This window comes from Acidithiobacillus albertensis (assembly GCF_001931655.1).
GTDB lineage: Bacteria > Pseudomonadota > Gammaproteobacteria > Acidithiobacillales > Acidithiobacillaceae > Acidithiobacillus > Acidithiobacillus thiooxidans.
Genome location: NZ_MOAD01000001.1, coordinates 1,320,626 through 1,337,011, shown reverse-complemented (window position 1 = coordinate 1,337,011; position 16,386 = coordinate 1,320,626). Strand labels below are relative to the sequence as shown.

Below are 16,386 nucleotides of genomic sequence, written 5' to 3'. Positions count from 1 at the left end.
TTGGCACAGTATATGCTTAATAATAGCAAGAGTCGTGCCAATGAATACTATTCACTATAACCACAAGACGGCAGGGGTTTTAGCGCGAAAGGCCCCAGGCGGAGGCCCACGCCAAGGCGCGACCATCCATCAACCAATGATCGTGAATAGCCTGGCGCAGTGCATCACCCTGCGTGGCCAGTGCATCACGATCAGCGACGGCTGCAACAATGGCATCAATCCACGCATCAAAACGATTTTCTACCCGGGTGACCGGCAAGTCATAGTCAAAGGCACCGACACCAGCAGAGCAGATCACCGGATAACCCATAGCGCCCAACTCCAACAAGCGCAAGTTGGACTTGGCGTCATTGTAGGGGTGGACCTCAAGCGGAGCGACCGCAAGATCGAGGTCAAGACTGGCGAGCTTGGCAGGATAGTCTGCGATAGGAACCAGCTGATGCGCCTCAGCGGCATAGCGCCGGAGCACGTTAGGGAGCGCAGCGAGAAAAACCCAATCGACCAAGTGCGCGGTAGCCTTAACCACAGGATACAGAATCTTGAGATCGCCCAGGTGGCCCGTGGAACCAGCCCAGCCAATACGCAACTTGTCACCGTGACGACGACGGCCAGACAAGGACGCCCAGGGGACATTAGGCAAGGCATTTGTGCAGACCATCACGTTAGGGGCGTACTCCCCGTAGGCCTCGGCGAGCTTGGGAGTAGATACGACTAATCTGTCACAGTGACCAATGGCGCGCTTGAGCCGGTCCCCAACATCACGATGGAAAAGGGACGCATATTTATTATCACTAGGCATATCCGTTATCAGGTCATCCAATTCATAAACGAAGAATGCCTCTGTTTCATTCCGCATAGCCTTTAATCGTGAAATTTGAACCTCTTCAATAAGCCGCTGGAAAACCACCACATCAGGATTAAGATCAGCCAAGGTCGGACTGTCCAGGAAATACATGGACTCAACGCCTTGAACCAAGCCGGAACGCTGCAACACATCCAAAGGCCAACGGACCCGATAATTACCACAACCATAACGATCCGAAGGATGGGCCAAAACAAAAGGTAAAGAAGTCATGAGAAACCCTCATATATGGCACGATTTTTATAGAGCAATTAGCGTGCCTGTCAATAATCATGCCAGTATAAAACAAGGACGCGGTCAGTCATTGGCGCAATAGAAAGGAAAACAGCGCATATGCCGCATTGTGTCATGTGTACGTATCCAATGATCGCCGGGACCCTGATCAGTCTGATGATCAAGATGTTGCCATAACGCCTCGGAGGGAGCGCCCGATCCAGCACAACCGGAAAGCGCCAAGACCAACAAAAGGACAGAAAGCTTCACCATCGCCGCATACCTCCAAAGAGCAAGCGCCGGAGCAAGCCCAGCACAAACATGATCAGGAAAACGCCACCGATGACCAAGACAGCAAGGCCAACCGCATTAGTAGGTGACAAGTCACGAAATACCCGAAAAGCCGCAGCATAAGCGACGCCACGCACCACGGCAGAAACCACCAGATGACCGAGCCAAAGCGTCATCATGGCAATCAACCCCCAATCGGCAAACGATGAGCAGGTAAGAGGATGGAGTGATGATGAACAGGCGATACAGAAGGAAGGACAGAAGAAACAGAATGCTGGTAAGAAAGACCACCAGAAAATTGTGACGATGCAGAGGAAGAATGCAAGGCGGGAGAGCGAAAAGAACCGGAGGAAGGCTGAACATCAACAGGGCGCTGGGCAACATAACCACCACCCCAGCGGCAGACCTCCAAGCCCTCAAAGTTAGAACAGCGAATAGCAGGGACGGTATGCACATTGCCACCCTTAGAAGTGATAATCCAATTACGAACACCACCAACAACAATATCACCGACAACGCGATATTTATTAGAAATATCAGATAATTTAGTAGCTTGTTTATTGCGAACATGCAAAGAATAAGCATCAAAGTGAGACAAAGGACGATGAAAATAAGGGGTAGCAGGATGATGACCGGGAGAAACAGCATGAGCAGCAGCAGAAGTCAAAGCAAAAGGGCCAGAAGCTACAGAAGAGGCCAAAGAATGATGTGCAGCTAAAAATTGCTTCATGGGTTTAGAACTATTAGAAGCAAAGTGAGAGATAGCATAGTAAGTATAAAAACCAGCACCACCAATCAATAAACCAATGGCAGGAATACCAAACTTGAACCATTTAGGGACACGGGGCTTTTTAGTATGGACTTGAGCAGAGCGATACAAATCATAAACATCCTTAGGATACTTAAACATAAACTTACGAGACAACTTACGAGCGCGAGGGTCCTTAGGATCATCTTGAGCTTCATCCCATTCAAAAACAGAAGAACGGCCTTTGAGGCCCCAAACATTAACCAAATGTTGATGATCAGAAACGAGACGACGAAGATGAGCATCAATCAACATGGGATATTGAGTAGTCATAAAAAGATCAAGGCCAAGATGGCGATGAGTTTCAGCAGCAGAAACGTAATCAGGAATAGGATCACCAGGACGACGAGGACGGAAAACGGCTTGAGCTTCATCAACAAGAATAAGAGAACCATAAGGACACTTAGCCCAATCTTTGGGGTCATCCAAAGGAAGCCATTTATCAGAAGGAACAAGACCTTCGACACCATAAACATAAATAAGACGAGAACCATCAGAATGAGCAAGATGATCATTTAACATTTTAAGCGTTTTGCCAGCACCGGGAGCACCAGTATAAAGACCTAACATAAAACCTCACTTAGCATTAAAGAAGAAAGTACGAGCAGCCATGATAGTAACGCGAACAGAAAAAGCAGCAAGATATAATTTAATAACAAAAGTAGCACCTAACAACTGAGCAATAGCCAACATATCAGCAGGCAAAGAATGATAACCAATAATGACAGATGACAAATCAGACTGAATAGCAGAAAAACCAGTATAAACACCAATACCAACGGTTAAAGAGGCCAAAACAGCAGGACCAATAGAGGCGATGAGATAACCAAAAGCAGATAAAAGAAAAGGGCCTAACCACTCGGCGAAAGCACTAATAATAGCACCCATAAAAACTCCCTAACGGAAAATGACAATACCAGCACCAACAGCACCCAAAGACTCAACATAAGGACGGACATCAGTAGCCAAGGTACACAAAGGAGTTAAAGGGATAGTAAAAGCAGTACCGAAAGCGGTATAAGAAAGGGGATCAGGACAAACAGAAAAAGACTGAGTAGGCATAGCTAAATTCAATGCAAAAGGAGTAGGAGCAACAGAAGAAGTAGTAGCAGCAGAAAGAGGCGGAGGAATAAAAGAACCCAATTGAGGGGGGGTGGCAGCAGTATCAGTAGTATTATTAGTAGTGGTACAAGAACCGGCAGAAGTACAAGTCTGAGTAACAATATTAGTGGTTTTAAGTACTTGAACCTCTTGCGGTGGAGTAGGTGTAGAAAACTTATAGGAAGGGGTTGATGTAGTAGTCGTAGTTTGACCTGTAGACGGATTAGTTGAAGAAGTAGTCGAAGGGGAACCAGTCACAGTAGTAGGATTAGAAGGAAGATTATAAGAATAAGGAACAGGAGTAGATAAAGGAGCATTACCATTAGCAAGATCATTAGCCAAAGAAATTTGATCAGCAGGAGAAGCACTTAAAGTAGGGGCAACATTAGTAGCAAAAGATGAGGGGTTAGCTTGAGCCCACTGGATGGCCTGAGAAGGAGTTTCAGAAGAAGAAGGAGTATTAGAAGGGGTAGCAGTACCAGTACAAGTAGAAGCAGGATAAGAAGAAAGGGTAAAAACGTAAACATCAGTACCAGAATCACAAGAAACAGAATTACCACTTAAAGAACAACTAGAAGAAGGGTAAACACTCTGGAAATAAGACAAGGCAGCAGACATAGAACAAAAACGAGCAGAACCACCGTTTTCAAGATATTCATAACCGGGAGCAGCAGAAACAGAGGCAGAAGCAGAGTCAAAAGCATCAAGTGCAAGCGAACCGACCAAAGACAAAGCCAAAAAAGCAGCACCATAAGGATTATCAGGAACCATTAAAGCCTTAGCACCATCAATCAAATCACCAAGAGACAAACCACGGGAAAGACCAACACCGTCAAGAATTTCACCAGTAGCACCATCAATAGTCAAAGGACCGGGAGAAACAGACTCAATAACACCATTACCGGCAGAATTTTCAGCAAAAGAAGAACCGGGATTAACATTGCCAGAAAGATGAGGACCCTGAGGATCATACACCTTATAGACATTACCAGATTGACCCAAACGCCAAGAATAATTAGGGGTGTCGAGAACAGCAAAGGCAGGTAAAGAAATTAAACAGAGAGAACCAAAAACAGCGCCAGCAATAAAGTTACGAGGTAAAAAGTCCATATGTCCACCAAAGCCCCCGAAATAAAAAAAAAAGAAAGAAAGAAAAAAGGGGTAGGGGGAGACTTCGTCTTTTCCCCCCTACCCCTCCGCCCCTATTAACCGAAGAACATACCCTTGGCCCACTTATAAACCACAGCAAGACCAGCCAGGCTGATCAATGCTACACCAATGGCACCAATGGCAGTGTCACCACTAGAGGTAAAACTGGCAGCGGCAGCAGTTGCAGCAGTACCGGCACCACCAGAAGCAAAAGCAGTGGCAGCAGAAACCAGCGAGCCGATGGCAACAGCAGCGGCAACGCGACGGGGGGACGCATACTCAGCAATCAAACCGAGGGCACGTTCACGGGCAGAAGAACGGGTCATAACAGCAACTTCTTTAACATCATCCATAAATCACCTCTCATCTATCAAAACCCGGGGGACTGCCCGGCCAGCTTGTCACCGATTCATGAAGAACCGGACCACAAAACGATATAAAGCAGCCAACATCAAAACGGTAATAATGGCAGGTGCAGCAATATCAAACTGACTCTCAGTAATGCCACCGATACCATAAACCGGCACCCATGCAGATGAACTACAGCTATAGGTAGTTACAGAGGTAGTAGAAGACGTTACAGCGGAAACATTAGTGCACACATTAAGAACAAGCGCACCTGAATCACCATCACCGTCACCGTCCATATAAAACCCCTAAAAACAAAGTGGAAAGATAATCAATGATCATAGTAATGAGCCTGCTCATAATCGTCCTCAGTGCCATCGCCCTGCCCTTCAGATTCAACATCAGAATAAGCATCATCAGATGAAGACAAAGACCAACCAGGAAGAGCAGAACCACCGGAGGTAGGAAAAGCACCCTCATCCGTACCAGGACAAGAAGACGGAGAACCATCAACAGTCCAGGAGGCATCGAAAGACGGGTCAGCATAAAAACCACACCGACCGGACACACGATCCAGCAAGGAATGACAAAGAGCACGAAGAGGGGCAAACATGACAGGACCGACTAACTATTCACGGCTTGGGGTTTATGATCTGACTTCACCATGCGGGTGTTAATCAGATTAATCTGTAAAGAACCCTTACGGTCGACTTCAAGGTAATATTCAACCTCATAGTCACCGGGCTGGACGGCCAGTGCTTCATTACGACGCATAACACTGGTCTGGAGGACACGAACGCCTGGGCCTTGCTCAAGGTCATAGGGCTGTTTGAAAAGCTTCTTGATTTGGGCAGTAGACTTATCGGTAAACTCGAAGGATTCAACGGGATAAAAATGGGCAAACGCTTTAGGCATGGCAAAATCTCCTGAAAAAAGGTTATAAAACCGCTATTGGCAAAATAAATTGCCCGAAAAAAACAAGCTCAAAATCAGTACCCTACAAGTGCTAGTTCGGCGTACCGGAAAAGGGAGCGCTGTTAGTAGCTCCCCTTTCCCCTACCCCGTCAGCCTGCCCGGCGAAACACCTCTTGATGCAGCCGCTCAATCACAGACGGCAGCGCGAGCGTATGCGCACGCTCTACGAGGTCAAGACGCTCACGAGGGGGCTTAAATTCGATCACGTTGAACGCGGAGGGGGCCTGACGTACCAGGGCGGCACCATCCTGCAACATGGCGTCAGAGACCCCCGCACGGCCCAGCAAACGACGATGGGCATAGAACTGAGTTTTACCGACGCTCTGACGGGCGGCAGAGAAGCCGCACTGACGTACGGAGTTGTAAAACTGAAAAGCCGCACGAGCAGCACCGGGGGTTTTAGCGAGGGAAAGGAGTTCCTTGATCAAAGTGTCATCAGCCATGGCAACCTCACGAGCAAATAAGTGGGAGAATTCGGACTCCCAGACGGAACGGATATTGAGCAGATCGGCTAGGTAATCGACGGGAAAATAAACGATGGGGGTTTTAGAACGGGTGCTAGAAAGTGGCGTAAAGCCTAAACGATGAAGGTACAAGGCCGCATTGTCAGCGAGCAGGCCCATTTGATCGGCGGCAAAGAACTCAGGGAGCAGGCCAAGCCGGACCGCTTGCCGGGACAACCAAGAGGCACGAGCCTGACACTCAAAACGGGCGATGGGCTGGAAATCTTCGACCAACGCTTCAAGCGTTTGCGGATCCATACTTAAACACTTGGGGGGATGGGCCTTAAGGTCGGCACCTTTGCAGTAAATCTTGCCGACCTTGTAGCGACTACCTAGACCTTGATAGAGGGTGCGACCAGACGGGGCGGCATGAATCGCCATTTGCTCATCATCAGCGCGAACATCGACAGAAGCGCGACGCTGGCCACGCTGGACACCGGCGACGGTATCAAACCAGCTCTCAAGAGCGGGACGGGTACCGAAATCATAGCTATGGGTAATGTCCAGGCGGGCAACATACCACTTGCCAGCGGCAGGCCAACAATCGAGACGAAGCACCACACCGAAGACAAAATCCACCAGGCGCGAGGCCGCTTCGCGCAGGGTGCAGGGACCGTCCACGTTGTGGCCCTGGTAAACCTTGGGCGAGGCCTCCAACGTGACGCGGGAGCCGACAACCAACGAAAAGCCATCGGCCCAACTCGGCATATTCAAACCAGTGCAAAGCGACCACTTTTGAACATCACCAGTGAAGTCCGTTTGCACCAGTTTGTTCATCTGAATTTGCATCCAGCGAAGAGCATCAGACGTAAAATAATCAGCGAGAATCGTAAGGCGGAGGGTATCAATCATGGGGATTACCCCGACCGGCAAGACGATCAACAAGACGGATAAGCATGGACAACAGCGCGGCCAATGCGTCATAGGTCAGCAACGCGGCAAATGCACCGATAAAAACCGCCCACATAAGGGCAACAGACAGAGATTCAATCTCAGCGTTAGAAGAAAATGAGGGAATCACAGGCCACCCCCAAACGGGCGATACTCATGCGCATGGCAGTAATAACTGACCATCACCGGACGAGGGACATGGACAGAACCGATGGAATAGCGCGCCAAAACGGCAGTACATTGGCCAAAAGAACCGATGACATGCCGAAGATGCAGGCAATTACCACAACGCAACGGGGCGCGGCCTGGTGAGGAGTGGGGGGAATCCTGGATATGCCAATAGGGAGTAGTCATAAATCCCCCTCCCCCCAAAATATCCAAATAAGCACAGCGAAAAAGGCACCACCAACAATGGCCGCGAAATGGTAGGGCGTCATAAAACACCCCCTGCCCTACCCCGCAAGCGACGATGAGAGAAAAGCCAAAAACAAACGAGGACAAAATAGAAAACGCACAGGACGCGGAACACAAAACGTTGGTCTGGAGTCGAAAGGATGGGAATCACCAGACACCCCCAGCCACCATAAGGGAGTCATCCACATACGCATCCATCATTCTGTAGAACTCGAGGTCCAACCAGTTACGGACCAGGTAACCAGACAGACGAGACTTGTAAGCCTCCAAATGAAGAAAGCACGGCCAGCGGCGAACATGGCCAGCATCACAGACACCGAACGGCAGGACGGCACAACCCAGCACGGCAGCAGGGAAGTAGAAAGCGCATTGGACACACTGCGCAGACAGAATATGAAACGGTTTATTCTTTATAATCATTTGTCTATCTCCTAAAAAGGGGAGCCGGGGAAGGCTCCAAACCCAGGGGCGACCTAGGACCGCAACAGGAAAATCTACTGATCATCAATTGACGATGATCAATAACAAATAGGGAAACATACCAATGAATGATTGTCAATAGATCAGTAGGCGACTAATCTAAAAAAAAGAATCTGGAGGTGAGCTATGGAAAACAGGGAACTGATAGAAAAAGCGCAAGAACATAGCGGCGCGAAGAGCATGACAGAACTAGCCAAAAAGATAGGAATGAACCAAAGCAGCCTCAGCTTACTAGCCAGCGGAAAGGGCGAACTGTCCGACGAAACCTATATCAAACTCGCCAAGCTGGCCGGAGTGGACCCGGCAGAGGTGCTCATTGAGAAGCACGAGCGAAAGGCAGGCCCGGAAGCGCGGGCAGTGTGGGCGCGTATCAATGCTGCAGTATTATCCAAAAGCGCGGTTCTGGGATTAGGCGCGATCTTACTGCTACCAGCCCCGAAATCACACGCAGACAATCCAAATTTTTCGTTCCCCACAATAAACATTATGCGAACCAAAATATCAAACATACACCAGCCATACACGTCTTCCATCCAGATAGACAAAAGCCTTTTGTCCAAATTGACGAGCAAGCTTGACTGCCGCTGACTCATTCATAGTAAACACCATCAGACTTTCCTCCCACCACGCATCAACACCGCAACAGGATCGTAAAAATCGATAGCCGTTTGCATCCAACAACCTGACCAAACGACGTTGTCTTATTCTGTTTTGCCATGGACTCAATGGCTCTGACTGGGGATTCCAGGCCGTAATAATTGCGGCACGCACTCCATAAGCCGGGCCACCGATATGGAGGTTAAGCTGACCGGGAATCAGATAATGACTGTTTCGGTAGACCGAATCCAAAGCATCTGCGGCGAGTTTATGAGTCTCTTGAAGGCGATAATTGGCTTTTCCCCAGAATGATGTCCCGCACGACTTGGTCCACCCGGGCTCTGGCCTCAGCGTCCGTGCCCTGGAAATGATCGACCATAATCGCAAAGACATAAGCTTCCCCTGACTTATTGCGGAGTAATCCGGCGAGCGTGATTGCATTGCGTAAAGTTCCTGTCTTGGCTCTTATGGTGCCTTTTGGCAGATCAAGAAAACGATGCCTTAAGGTGCCATCTACTGCCGCAACGGGCAAAGAATCACGCCAGATCTTGCCCCAGGATTGCTGATAAGAATACGCCAATGCTGACACTAACTCTTTGGCACTAAGGCGATCTAGCCGCGATAAACCGGAACCATCCACGAGTTGAGAAGACCCATTGTTCAGTATGCCTGATTGTAGTAACCAGTTATGTAATCCCTGCATGGCAGAGGCACGACTGCCATCACCTCCTCGACGCAAATCCGCATCTCTCAGTAAAACCTCTACATGCGTATTTTCACTGACTTTGTTGGCTACTGTTATCTCTTCTGCAAGAGATGGTGACACTCTTTCGGCAAGAACCGTAGTGCCTGGATATCTGCTACGCCAAGCACCTGGAGACCTTGGGCGACGATCAACGCTGATTGTCGGTCCAACCACTATCCCCTCCTCTTCTGCAGCTTGCCGCAGGGCTAAAGCTGCAAAATAAGGTGGATCGGGTTGAGCCAACAATGCAGAAAAATTTCCAGTGTTGGCACGTACGCTACCAATAAGCTGATATTGGTTTCCGGATTGAATGAGCTGGACAGGTCGTTCTTCTCCGTGTTGACCAACGGTTTGCACCTTGTTAATGATGACATTCAGTGGATCAGGCGTAATTTTTACGGTGGCGAGTCTACCCGCCCGGCGTGCGGGAAGCAGCTCAACACTGACCATGGCGTCGTTGAACATCAATGCGCTGACCGGTGCTCCAAACCAGAAACGCTGATCATCTGCTGTCCAACCTGGTATATGGTGATCTTCTGGAAACTTTCCAGCATCCACGACCATACCGTCGGGAGCATAACGAACGCCCCGTGCGTAGAGACTTTTGGCGATGCTCCGCATCGGCAGCATAGGATCACCGCGCTCGGTTTTTTTGACAAACGGAAAATGACGACTGGAAATGTCAGGATCTCCATCACCCAGCACAATCAGTGGTCCAATTACTGTGCCGGTCGATTCAACTGTTCCTAAAACCAGAGTATGTTGTCTGGCCTCCGCCCCTAATACCTGCAAAATATAGGCTGTGGTCAACAACTTGGCCGTCGATGCAGGCAATTGACTATGCGTAGCTTCCTGATTCAGCAAAAGGTGGGCATCATGAATGCTGCGCAGTGCAATACTCCAATGCTCGCCATTGGCGCTGGACTCATTATTTCCATTAGTTTCCGCCTGACTGACTCCGCACAGTCCCAGCATCCCCAAAAATAAACCTAAACTAATCATGTCTAACAACCAGTCTGATGTTTTTTCCTTCAACCCATTAAGCAACATGTCTAACGCTCCTTTTTGATTATTTTATATTGGGGATTTCTTGTCCTGATAGAGCTTGTCCGGCATCCCTATTGCCAGTAAAAGGCTGGGGATCGCGGCCACAAATGCCAAAAGAAAAAATTCGACGAATCCAACTTTTGCTGCAAGAAAACCACTAAAACCTCCTACTACGGTGGCCGCCACAGACATCAAAGCCGAACCGATGGCAAAATGGGTGGCTTGATAATTTTCCTGACAGCGTTGCATTAAAAAAACCATAAGTACAGCCGTACCCAATCCGGCTGAACCTTGTTCAAAGGCAATGGTGACGCCCACCCACCAGATAGATGGATCTGCCCAGGCCAGCCAGGCATAGGCTGGTATGGCCAGAGACTGAATTAAGGTAAGCGGAAAAAGGGCCCTTTTTAAACCCCAACGCGAAATAATGAGACCACCCAGTAATGCCCCTCCAATACCAGTCACCGTACCGACACTGCCAGTGAGAATTCCGCGCGCAATTAATCCGTAACCCAGATGGTTCAGGAAAGGGGTAACCATGGCGAACATCATGGCATCCCCGGCTCTAAACAAGAGAATGAAGGCCAAAGCCCAAACAATGCCAGGCTGCGCCAAATAGGTTTGAAAAGCTTCACGTACTGCTGCCCAACGATGACCTTGATGTTGCGTATTGGCGGGAGGCGGCTCTGGCAGTATCCATTTATGAAAAGCAGCCAGTCCCCACATCATGAATGCAGCAGTCAAAAAACAGACTGTCCATGATATCCATCCCGCTAAAATGACGAGTGCGCCATTTCCTACGAGCATCGCCACCCGATAAGCGGCCACCCTAAGCCCGGAAAAACCTGCCTGATCAGCCGTATCAAGGGTCTGAATATAATAACCATCGACGGACATATCATGTGTTGCTGACATAAAAGCCATCAGAATAAAAATTTTTGCGGCCAGATCCAGATTAAGATGCTGTGCGGGCCATATCAGCAAGGCGGCTACAGCCCCTAAAATCAACTCCATGACTACCAGCCAGCGTTTTTTATTCCCGAATAAATCAATGACCGGACTCCAGAATAGTTTCAGATTCCAGGGCAGTCCAAAAAATGAGAGCAAGCCAATAACCTGAAGACTGGCACCAGCATAAGTAAAAAACTGCACAGAAACCTGTTGCACCAAAGAATAGGGCAGTCCTTCGGCATAGTAAGTACTGGCAATCCAGGATAGTTTTTTAAATTTTATAGCCACAGCATTTTCCATATAAAAAACCCCCGCTGGGCGGGGGTTTTAACGGGCCTGAAAAATGTCAGGCTGATTTCGGCGGAGCAATAGGCTTTTGCGCCAGTACCCAGGCAGCCAACTCTTTAGCCTGAGCCGGTGTCACGCTTTGTGCTGGCATCGGCATTCCACCCCATACACCCGATACACCGTGTTCAATGGCATGACTCAGGGTGTCAACCGCCTTGGGATTACCCTTGTATTTATAGGCAACCCAAGCAAAAGCCGGCCCAACAACCTTGGCTTCCACCTGATGACAGGCAAAACAGCCCTTGGCTTCTGCCAAGGATTTTGCTTTAGCCATCTGATCCGTATTCATAGTAGCCGCTGATGCAGCCACTTTCACAAAGTGCCCGCTCCCTCCCTGCACATCAAAACTGGATGGCGAGGTGGTAGATCCAGTGCTGTCATCACTTTGGGTAGATCCAGAACCCTGGTCACTACTCATGGCCGAACTGGTAGCAGAGCTATCACTGGGCGCGGTGGTGGACTCTTCCTTCTTGGCACAGGCAGCAGCGAGAGTTACCACGCTGGCAAGTACCAGAAGACGCATGACTGGGTTGATATTACGTACGTTCATCATAAATACGCCTCCTCCATTTTCTGGTTATGGACTACCCTTGTAACAACTTAGTCTGTAGAGGCTCCGGAGCTGTCGCTGGCAGCCGTATCCGAAGAATCGGCACTGCTGGTGTCAGCCGCAGCACTGCTGTCGGGCGCAGCTGATTCCATAGGCGCAGCGGCAGCACTGGTGTCAGTGCTGGTCGTGCTTGCCGGAGCAGCAGATTCCGTCGTGGTGGTCGCACTACTATCCGCTGCAGCAGTGGTGTCTTCTTTCTTGGCGCAGGCAGATGCCAGAGCAATGGCGCCAGCAACCAGAACAATACGGGCAATAGGTTTGATCTTAGCGATATCCAACATTTCTTTCACTCTCCTAATAGTTAATACAGGATGACAGCTTCAGTTACACATCATTTATAGCGCAAATGACCGCACCATGTTAGCACTAATTTTTCCCATGCCAAATACCGGTACCGCCCGCTGGACGGGTAGCGAGCTCCAAGACTGGCTCGCCCGGATACTCAAAAACACTTGGTGATCGCGATTTATTATGTATAATGATGTACTATTATATTTATATAGGAGCGACTCCAATGGAAGCAGATCCGAAAAAGCTATATGATGCATTGAAATCGCTGAAAATTCAGACAGTTCGTCAAGCTATTCGGCCGGAATGCTATCAGCGTGATATCAGTAAGGCTTTGTTCAGTTATGCTTTTGACGCTGTGCTTTATCTAGCGGCGATTACCGGCATATTGCTGATTCATCATTGGTGGGCTCAGTTGCTGCTCGGTCTGGTGGCGGGATCTGCGGTTGCCTTCATGTTTGTCTGGGCCCACGATGCCGCACATGGCGCCTTGTTCGAAAATCGGTACCTGGCCGAAGTCTTGGGCACGCTGTTCATGTTGCCTTCCTTCAACATGTATCGCCTATGGGCTTTTGGACATAATCGCGTGCATCATGGGTTTACCAGTCTGAGCCCCATTGACTGGATCTGGAAACCATTAACCCCCCAGGAATATCGCCAAAAAAGCATCTTTCAAAAATGGATATATCGTCTGGAGCGGAGCCCCTATACCTGCGCTTTGCATTATCTGCTGCGCGTATGGTGGCCCGGAATGGTGCGTTTCAAGGCAGACCAGAAAAACAGACGCGCTTTTACCTTAAGTAAAATCATGACTGCACTGTTTTTCCTGGCGTTTTCGGCATTCTCCTGGTGGGCGGCAGGTCCGTTGGGTTTTATCGCAGCGGTGCTGCTCCCCTTTCTGGTTTTCAATTACTACATTGCCCTTTTTGTTTATCTGCATCACACGCATCCTGACATTCCTTTTTTTATGGAAAAAGAAGAATGGAGTCAGAGTGTTGGCCAACTATATTGCAGTACGGTCGTGCGTTGTTCAAAAATCAGCGAGATGCTTATTCATAACATCCTGATTCATGCGCCGCATCATGTAGATCCGCGTATCCCCTATTATCATCTTGAAGCAGCTTATGAAGACCTGCGCTCGGCCTATGGTATCTACCTACATGAAATGCGCTTTAGTTTTAGATCCGTGCGCCGGATATTCAGCACCTGCAAACTCTATGATTATGACGCAAAGCAATGGATGAGCTTCCGTTCCGGACGCAGCTGGATTGAACAAAAGACCTCTGAGATCAGTGCCTCAACCGGTGCCGGTGTTTATCCCGGAAAAACAGCTTACTGACTATTCGTCGTCTGCATAGACGTTCTGCTTTGCATGCAAATTATCCGTAGCGGTGTTCAGAGCCTGAAGATGCAAAATCTTCAGGAGCCGCATGACGATCGGGTAAAGAAGAACAGCAGATACTGCCAGATAGACAATGCCCGAGTACAAAGCGAAGGCACTGGCAAACAGTTTTGCGGCTGTCCCATGCAGACTGGACACCGGACCCATGCCACTGAGAATCATGCTGGCATTGAGCAGGCTGTTGATCCAATTGATTTTCCCCAGAAAATGGTAACCCAGGATACCGACCCCCAAAGAGATGGTCATAAAACCCAAACCAATGGCGGTGTAGCGGAGCTGGTGCCAAATAAACTCCGTTCGACTGCGCAGACGGATGCTTTGCAGATGAAGTGGTTTATACCTATTGGGCATTGCCATAATACCGACGGTACCAGTCCACAAATTGCTGCAATCCTGCACGCAAGGGCGTGTCCGGAGCGAAAGCGACGGCCTCCTGAAGCGCAGAGACATCCGCGTAAGTAGCCACCACATCGCCATCCTGCATGGGCAGCCATTCGATTTCTGCTTTTTTATCCAGACACTCTTCCAGCGTTTGAATAAAGTCCGTCAGGGCTACTGGTGTATGATTACCGATATTGTGTATCTGAAAAGGCGCGGCACTGGATGCCGGATCCGCAGGCCAGTTTGCCTGTGGACCGGGGATTTTCGGAACAAGACGGGTGATCCCTTCTATAATATCGTCAATATACGTAAAATCCCGCTGCATTTTTCCATGATTGAATACCGGAATTTTTTCACCGGCAAGAATTTTGCGGGTGAAGCTGAAATACGCCATGTCCGGCCTTCCCCAGGGACCATAAACGGTAAAAAAACGCAGACCCGTACAGGGAATGCCATACAGGTGCGCATAACTGTGAGCCATCAACTCCCCTGCCCGCTTGGTGGCCGCATAAAGGCTGACTGGATGATCAACCGGATCGTGAACACTGTAAGGGAGTTGACTATTGGCTCCATATACAGAGCTGGAAGACGCAAAAAGCAGATGCCCGACTTTTTGTGCCCGACATCCCTCAAGGATGTGCAAGAAACCGGTCACATTACTGTCCACATAACTGTGTGGAGCCTGCAATGAATAACGCACACCAGCCTGAGCGGCCAGATGGATTACCACATCAAAATGCGGTCCCGCAAAAAGTGTTTCCATAGCGGAGCGATCTGCCAGATCGATTTTTTTAAACTGAAAAGCTGGATGACCTTCCAGTTGCGCGAGACGATCTTTTTTGAGGTTAGGATCATAATAGTCGTTAAGATTATCAATCCCCTGCACAATCCATCCATCGGCCAGCAAACGCCGCGCCAGGTGAAACCCAATGAATCCGGCAACGCCGGTGATAAGTACCCGCGTTTCCATCATTGGTCCCGTTCAGCCAGCCAGTCGATGTATCGTTCCACTCCCTGTTCTACAGAGAGAAAGGTTTTGCTATAACCGGCAGCGCGTAATTGGTGAATATCTGCCTGTGTGAAACTTTGATATTTACCATGCAGTGCTTCTGGCATGCTGATATAGCGAATGGTTTGAGATTTTTGCAGGCCGGGAAAATCGTGAGTTTCCTCACCGGCCATGCGCCGCATACTGTTGACTACGGTGACAGCCACATCATTGAAGCTTTGAGCCTGCCCTGTACCCACGTTATAAATACCACTGCGTGGATGATCCAGAAAGTGCATATTGACGGACACCACGTCATCTACGTGAATAAAATCTCGCCGTTGCTCACCATCCGCATAACCGGCACTACCTGCGAACAGGTGCACGTGCCCATCCAGCCGATATTGCCTGTAAAAATGCATAGCCACAGAAGCCATACGGCCCTTATGAAACTCCCGGGGACCATAGACATTGAAGTAGCGAAATCCATGTACCGGGGCTTTCAACTCATTCCACATACGCCGTAAATACTGGTCAAACTGAAACTTGCTGAAACCATAAATATTCAGGGGGGATTCGGCCTGGCGTTCTTCCGTAAAACTCCCGGTCATACCGTAAACAGAAGCACTGGATGCATACAGAAAAGGAATATTGTGCCGTTGACACCAATGCAATAATGCTTTGCTGAAAGCATAATTGTTTTCCATGACATAACGACCATCCGTGGCCATGGTATCGGAACAGGCGCCTTCATGGAAAACGGCTTCAACGCCTTGCAGCTGATCACTCCCAATCAACTCCAGAAGACGCTCAGCTTCCATGTAGTCGGCAATTTCCAGATCGGTGAGGTTGAGAAACTTGTCAGCGCGAGTCAGGTGGTCGACCACGAGAATGTCTGAAATACCCTGTTGATTCAGTGAACTAACAATATTGGCGCCGATGAATCCAGCTCCGCCCGTGACAATATACATGCGCGATTCTCCTTTTCCGGTTA

Annotated in this window: 22 protein-coding genes; 2 read left to right on the top strand and 20 right to left on the bottom strand. The window is 49.1% G+C overall.

All coding sequences use genetic code 11. From position 1 onward, the window contains the following. Positions 1 to 79: 79 nt before the first annotated feature. From BLW97_RS06895 to BLW97_RS06845, 12 genes are all read right to left on the bottom strand, one after another. Positions 80 to 1,075 (bottom strand): glycosyltransferase family protein, encoded by a 996-nt coding sequence (locus BLW97_RS06895; RefSeq protein ID WP_075322750.1) that lies wholly within the window; start codon positions 1,073 to 1,075, stop codon positions 80 to 82. 266 nt (positions 1,076 to 1,341) lie between these two features. Then, positions 1,342 to 1,545 carry a hypothetical protein gene (locus BLW97_RS06890; RefSeq protein WP_075322749.1) on the bottom strand — a complete coding sequence of 68 codons (204 nt, stop codon included), beginning with the start codon at positions 1,543 to 1,545 and terminating at the stop codon, positions 1,342 to 1,344. A gap of 5 nt (positions 1,546 to 1,550) precedes the next feature. Next, positions 1,551 to 2,744 carry a zonular occludens toxin domain-containing protein gene (locus BLW97_RS06885; RefSeq protein ID WP_075322748.1) on the bottom strand — a complete coding sequence of 398 codons (1,194 nt, stop codon included), beginning with the start codon at positions 2,742 to 2,744 and terminating at the stop codon, positions 1,551 to 1,553. 6 nt (positions 2,745 to 2,750) lie between these two features. Further along, a complete protein-coding gene (locus tag BLW97_RS06880; protein ID WP_075322747.1) occupies positions 2,751 to 3,062 on the bottom strand; it encodes a hypothetical protein in 312 nt (103 codons plus the stop codon). Between the two features lie 9 nt (positions 3,063 to 3,071). Then, the gene (locus BLW97_RS19400) at positions 3,072 to 4,385 is read right to left on the bottom strand and encodes a virulence factor TspB C-terminal domain-related protein (RefSeq protein ID WP_158025140.1); all 1,314 of its coding nucleotides are present in this window, start codon (positions 4,383 to 4,385) and stop codon (positions 3,072 to 3,074) included. A gap of 95 nt (positions 4,386 to 4,480) precedes the next feature. Beyond that, a complete protein-coding gene (locus tag BLW97_RS06870) occupies positions 4,481 to 4,777 on the bottom strand; it encodes a hypothetical protein (RefSeq protein ID WP_077218283.1) in 297 nt (98 codons plus the stop codon). Between the two features lie 48 nt (positions 4,778 to 4,825). Continuing rightward, on the bottom strand, positions 4,826 to 5,071 hold the full coding sequence (locus BLW97_RS19035) for a hypothetical protein (RefSeq protein WP_143214861.1): 246 nt from the start codon (positions 5,069 to 5,071) through the stop codon (positions 4,826 to 4,828). A gap of 325 nt (positions 5,072 to 5,396) precedes the next feature. Next, complete coding sequence (locus BLW97_RS06860; RefSeq protein WP_075322745.1) at positions 5,397 to 5,687, bottom strand: hypothetical protein; 291 nt, start codon at positions 5,685 to 5,687, stop codon at positions 5,397 to 5,399. A gap of 149 nt (positions 5,688 to 5,836) precedes the next feature. Next, positions 5,837 to 7,102, bottom strand: coding sequence for a phage/plasmid replication domain-containing protein (locus tag BLW97_RS06855; protein WP_075322744.1), 1,266 nt, complete (start codon positions 7,100 to 7,102; stop codon positions 5,837 to 5,839). After that, positions 7,095 to 7,271: a hypothetical protein gene (locus tag BLW97_RS19395; RefSeq protein ID WP_158025138.1), complete on the bottom strand. Its 177-nt coding sequence runs from the start codon at positions 7,269 to 7,271 to the stop codon at positions 7,095 to 7,097. Before BLW97_RS19395 ends, BLW97_RS06855 begins: the two co-directional genes overlap by 8 nt. Next, positions 7,268 to 7,495: a hypothetical protein gene (locus BLW97_RS19030; protein WP_075322743.1), complete on the bottom strand. Its 228-nt coding sequence runs from the start codon at positions 7,493 to 7,495 to the stop codon at positions 7,268 to 7,270. The genes BLW97_RS19395 and BLW97_RS19030 overlap by 4 nt, the downstream gene beginning before the upstream one ends. A gap of 207 nt (positions 7,496 to 7,702) precedes the next feature. Further along, positions 7,703 to 7,975, bottom strand: a complete 273-nt coding sequence (locus BLW97_RS06845; protein ID WP_075322742.1) for a hypothetical protein — start codon at positions 7,973 to 7,975, stop codon at positions 7,703 to 7,705. Positions 7,976 to 8,161: 186 nt separating this feature from the next. On the opposite strand from BLW97_RS06845, the gene BLW97_RS06840 reads away from it, so the two are divergent. Then, positions 8,162 to 8,623, top strand: coding sequence for a helix-turn-helix domain-containing protein (locus BLW97_RS06840; protein ID WP_075322741.1), 462 nt, complete (start codon positions 8,162 to 8,164; stop codon positions 8,621 to 8,623). Here BLW97_RS06840 and BLW97_RS20405 read toward each other — a convergent pair. The 5 genes from BLW97_RS20405 to BLW97_RS06815 all read right to left on the bottom strand — a co-directional run bounded on the left by BLW97_RS20405 (position 8,537) and on the right by BLW97_RS06815 (position 12,614). After that, positions 8,537 to 8,806, bottom strand: a complete 270-nt coding sequence (locus BLW97_RS20405) for a DUF3293 domain-containing protein (protein WP_077273104.1) — start codon at positions 8,804 to 8,806, stop codon at positions 8,537 to 8,539. The two genes, BLW97_RS06840 and BLW97_RS20405, sit on opposite strands and share 87 nt — an antisense overlap. Positions 8,807 to 8,900: 94 nt before the next feature. After that, a complete protein-coding gene (dacB, locus tag BLW97_RS06830; RefSeq protein WP_075322740.1) occupies positions 8,901 to 10,427 on the bottom strand; it encodes a D-alanyl-D-alanine carboxypeptidase/D-alanyl-D-alanine endopeptidase in 1,527 nt (508 codons plus the stop codon). A gap of 24 nt (positions 10,428 to 10,451) precedes the next feature. After that, a complete protein-coding gene (locus BLW97_RS06825) occupies positions 10,452 to 11,663 on the bottom strand; it encodes an MFS transporter (protein WP_235180042.1) in 1,212 nt (403 codons plus the stop codon). Between the two features lie 58 nt (positions 11,664 to 11,721). After that, entirely contained in the window at positions 11,722 to 12,276 is a 555-nt protein-coding gene (locus BLW97_RS19990; protein WP_010642850.1) for a c-type cytochrome, read from the bottom strand. A gap of 47 nt (positions 12,277 to 12,323) precedes the next feature. Continuing rightward, positions 12,324 to 12,614, bottom strand: coding sequence for a hypothetical protein (locus BLW97_RS06815; RefSeq protein ID WP_010642852.1), 291 nt, complete (start codon positions 12,612 to 12,614; stop codon positions 12,324 to 12,326). Between the two features lie 233 nt (positions 12,615 to 12,847). Here BLW97_RS06815 and BLW97_RS06810 point away from each other — a divergent pair, with 233 nt between their 5' ends. Beyond that, positions 12,848 to 13,960: a fatty acid desaturase gene (locus BLW97_RS06810; RefSeq protein ID WP_075322739.1), complete on the top strand. Its 1,113-nt coding sequence runs from the start codon at positions 12,848 to 12,850 to the stop codon at positions 13,958 to 13,960. Here BLW97_RS06810 and BLW97_RS06805 read toward each other — a convergent pair whose 3' ends face one another. Genes BLW97_RS06805 through rfaD form a run of 3 tightly spaced genes read right to left on the bottom strand, consistent with a single transcriptional unit; the run spans position 13,961 to position 16,363 of the window. After that, positions 13,961 to 14,374, bottom strand: coding sequence for a hypothetical protein (locus tag BLW97_RS06805; RefSeq protein ID WP_075323599.1), 414 nt, complete (start codon positions 14,372 to 14,374; stop codon positions 13,961 to 13,963). Continuing rightward, positions 14,364 to 15,374: an NAD-dependent epimerase gene (locus tag BLW97_RS06800; RefSeq protein ID WP_010642857.1), complete on the bottom strand. Its 1,011-nt coding sequence runs from the start codon at positions 15,372 to 15,374 to the stop codon at positions 14,364 to 14,366. Before BLW97_RS06800 ends, BLW97_RS06805 begins: the two co-directional genes overlap by 11 nt. Further along, positions 15,374 to 16,363: an ADP-glyceromanno-heptose 6-epimerase gene (gene rfaD, locus BLW97_RS06795; RefSeq protein WP_075322738.1), complete on the bottom strand. Its 990-nt coding sequence runs from the start codon at positions 16,361 to 16,363 to the stop codon at positions 15,374 to 15,376. Before rfaD ends, BLW97_RS06800 begins: the two co-directional genes overlap by 1 nt. Positions 16,364 to 16,386: the final 23 nt, after the last annotated feature.

Excerpts from the sequence above, each read along its gene's own strand:
- BLW97_RS06880 (WP_075322747.1), bottom strand. The coding sequence starts at position 3,062 with ATGGGTGCTATTATTAGTGCTTTCGCCGAGTGGTTAGGCCCTTTTCTT.
- BLW97_RS06855 (WP_075322744.1), bottom strand. The coding sequence starts at position 7,102 with ATGATTGATACCCTCCGCCTTACGATTCTCGCTGATTATTTTACGTCT.
- BLW97_RS06810 (WP_075322739.1), top strand. The coding sequence starts at position 12,848 with ATGGAAGCAGATCCGAAAAAGCTATATGATGCATTGAAATCGCTGAAA.
- BLW97_RS19400 (WP_158025140.1), bottom strand. The coding sequence starts at position 4,385 with ATGGACTTTTTACCTCGTAACTTTATTGCTGGCGCTGTTTTTGGTTCT.
- BLW97_RS06815 (WP_010642852.1), bottom strand. The coding sequence starts at position 12,614 with ATGTTGGATATCGCTAAGATCAAACCTATTGCCCGTATTGTTCTGGTT.
- dacB (WP_075322740.1), bottom strand. The coding sequence starts at position 10,427 with ATGTTGCTTAATGGGTTGAAGGAAAAAACATCAGACTGGTTGTTAGAC.
- BLW97_RS19035 (WP_143214861.1), bottom strand. The coding sequence starts at position 5,071 with ATGGACGGTGACGGTGATGGTGATTCAGGTGCGCTTGTTCTTAATGTG.
- BLW97_RS06895 (WP_075322750.1), bottom strand. The coding sequence starts at position 1,075 with ATGACTTCTTTACCTTTTGTTTTGGCCCATCCTTCGGATCGTTATGGT.
- BLW97_RS06805 (WP_075323599.1), bottom strand. The coding sequence starts at position 14,374 with ATGCCCAATAGGTATAAACCACTTCATCTGCAAAGCATCCGTCTGCGC.
- BLW97_RS06840 (WP_075322741.1), top strand. The coding sequence starts at position 8,162 with ATGGAAAACAGGGAACTGATAGAAAAAGCGCAAGAACATAGCGGCGCG.
- BLW97_RS06885 (WP_075322748.1), bottom strand. The coding sequence starts at position 2,744 with ATGTTAGGTCTTTATACTGGTGCTCCCGGTGCTGGCAAAACGCTTAAA.
- BLW97_RS06890 (WP_075322749.1), bottom strand. The coding sequence starts at position 1,545 with ATGATGACGCTTTGGCTCGGTCATCTGGTGGTTTCTGCCGTGGTGCGT.
- BLW97_RS19990 (WP_010642850.1), bottom strand. The coding sequence starts at position 12,276 with ATGATGAACGTACGTAATATCAACCCAGTCATGCGTCTTCTGGTACTT.
- BLW97_RS06860 (WP_075322745.1), bottom strand. The coding sequence starts at position 5,687 with ATGCCTAAAGCGTTTGCCCATTTTTATCCCGTTGAATCCTTCGAGTTT.
- rfaD (WP_075322738.1), bottom strand. The coding sequence starts at position 16,363 with ATGTATATTGTCACGGGCGGAGCTGGATTCATCGGCGCCAATATTGTT.
- BLW97_RS06800 (WP_010642857.1), bottom strand. The coding sequence starts at position 15,374 with ATGGAAACGCGGGTACTTATCACCGGCGTTGCCGGATTCATTGGGTTT.
- BLW97_RS19030 (WP_075322743.1), bottom strand. The coding sequence starts at position 7,495 with ATGACTACTCCCTATTGGCATATCCAGGATTCCCCCCACTCCTCACCA.
- BLW97_RS06870 (WP_077218283.1), bottom strand. The coding sequence starts at position 4,777 with ATGGATGATGTTAAAGAAGTTGCTGTTATGACCCGTTCTTCTGCCCGT.
- BLW97_RS06845 (WP_075322742.1), bottom strand. The coding sequence starts at position 7,975 with ATGATTATAAAGAATAAACCGTTTCATATTCTGTCTGCGCAGTGTGTC.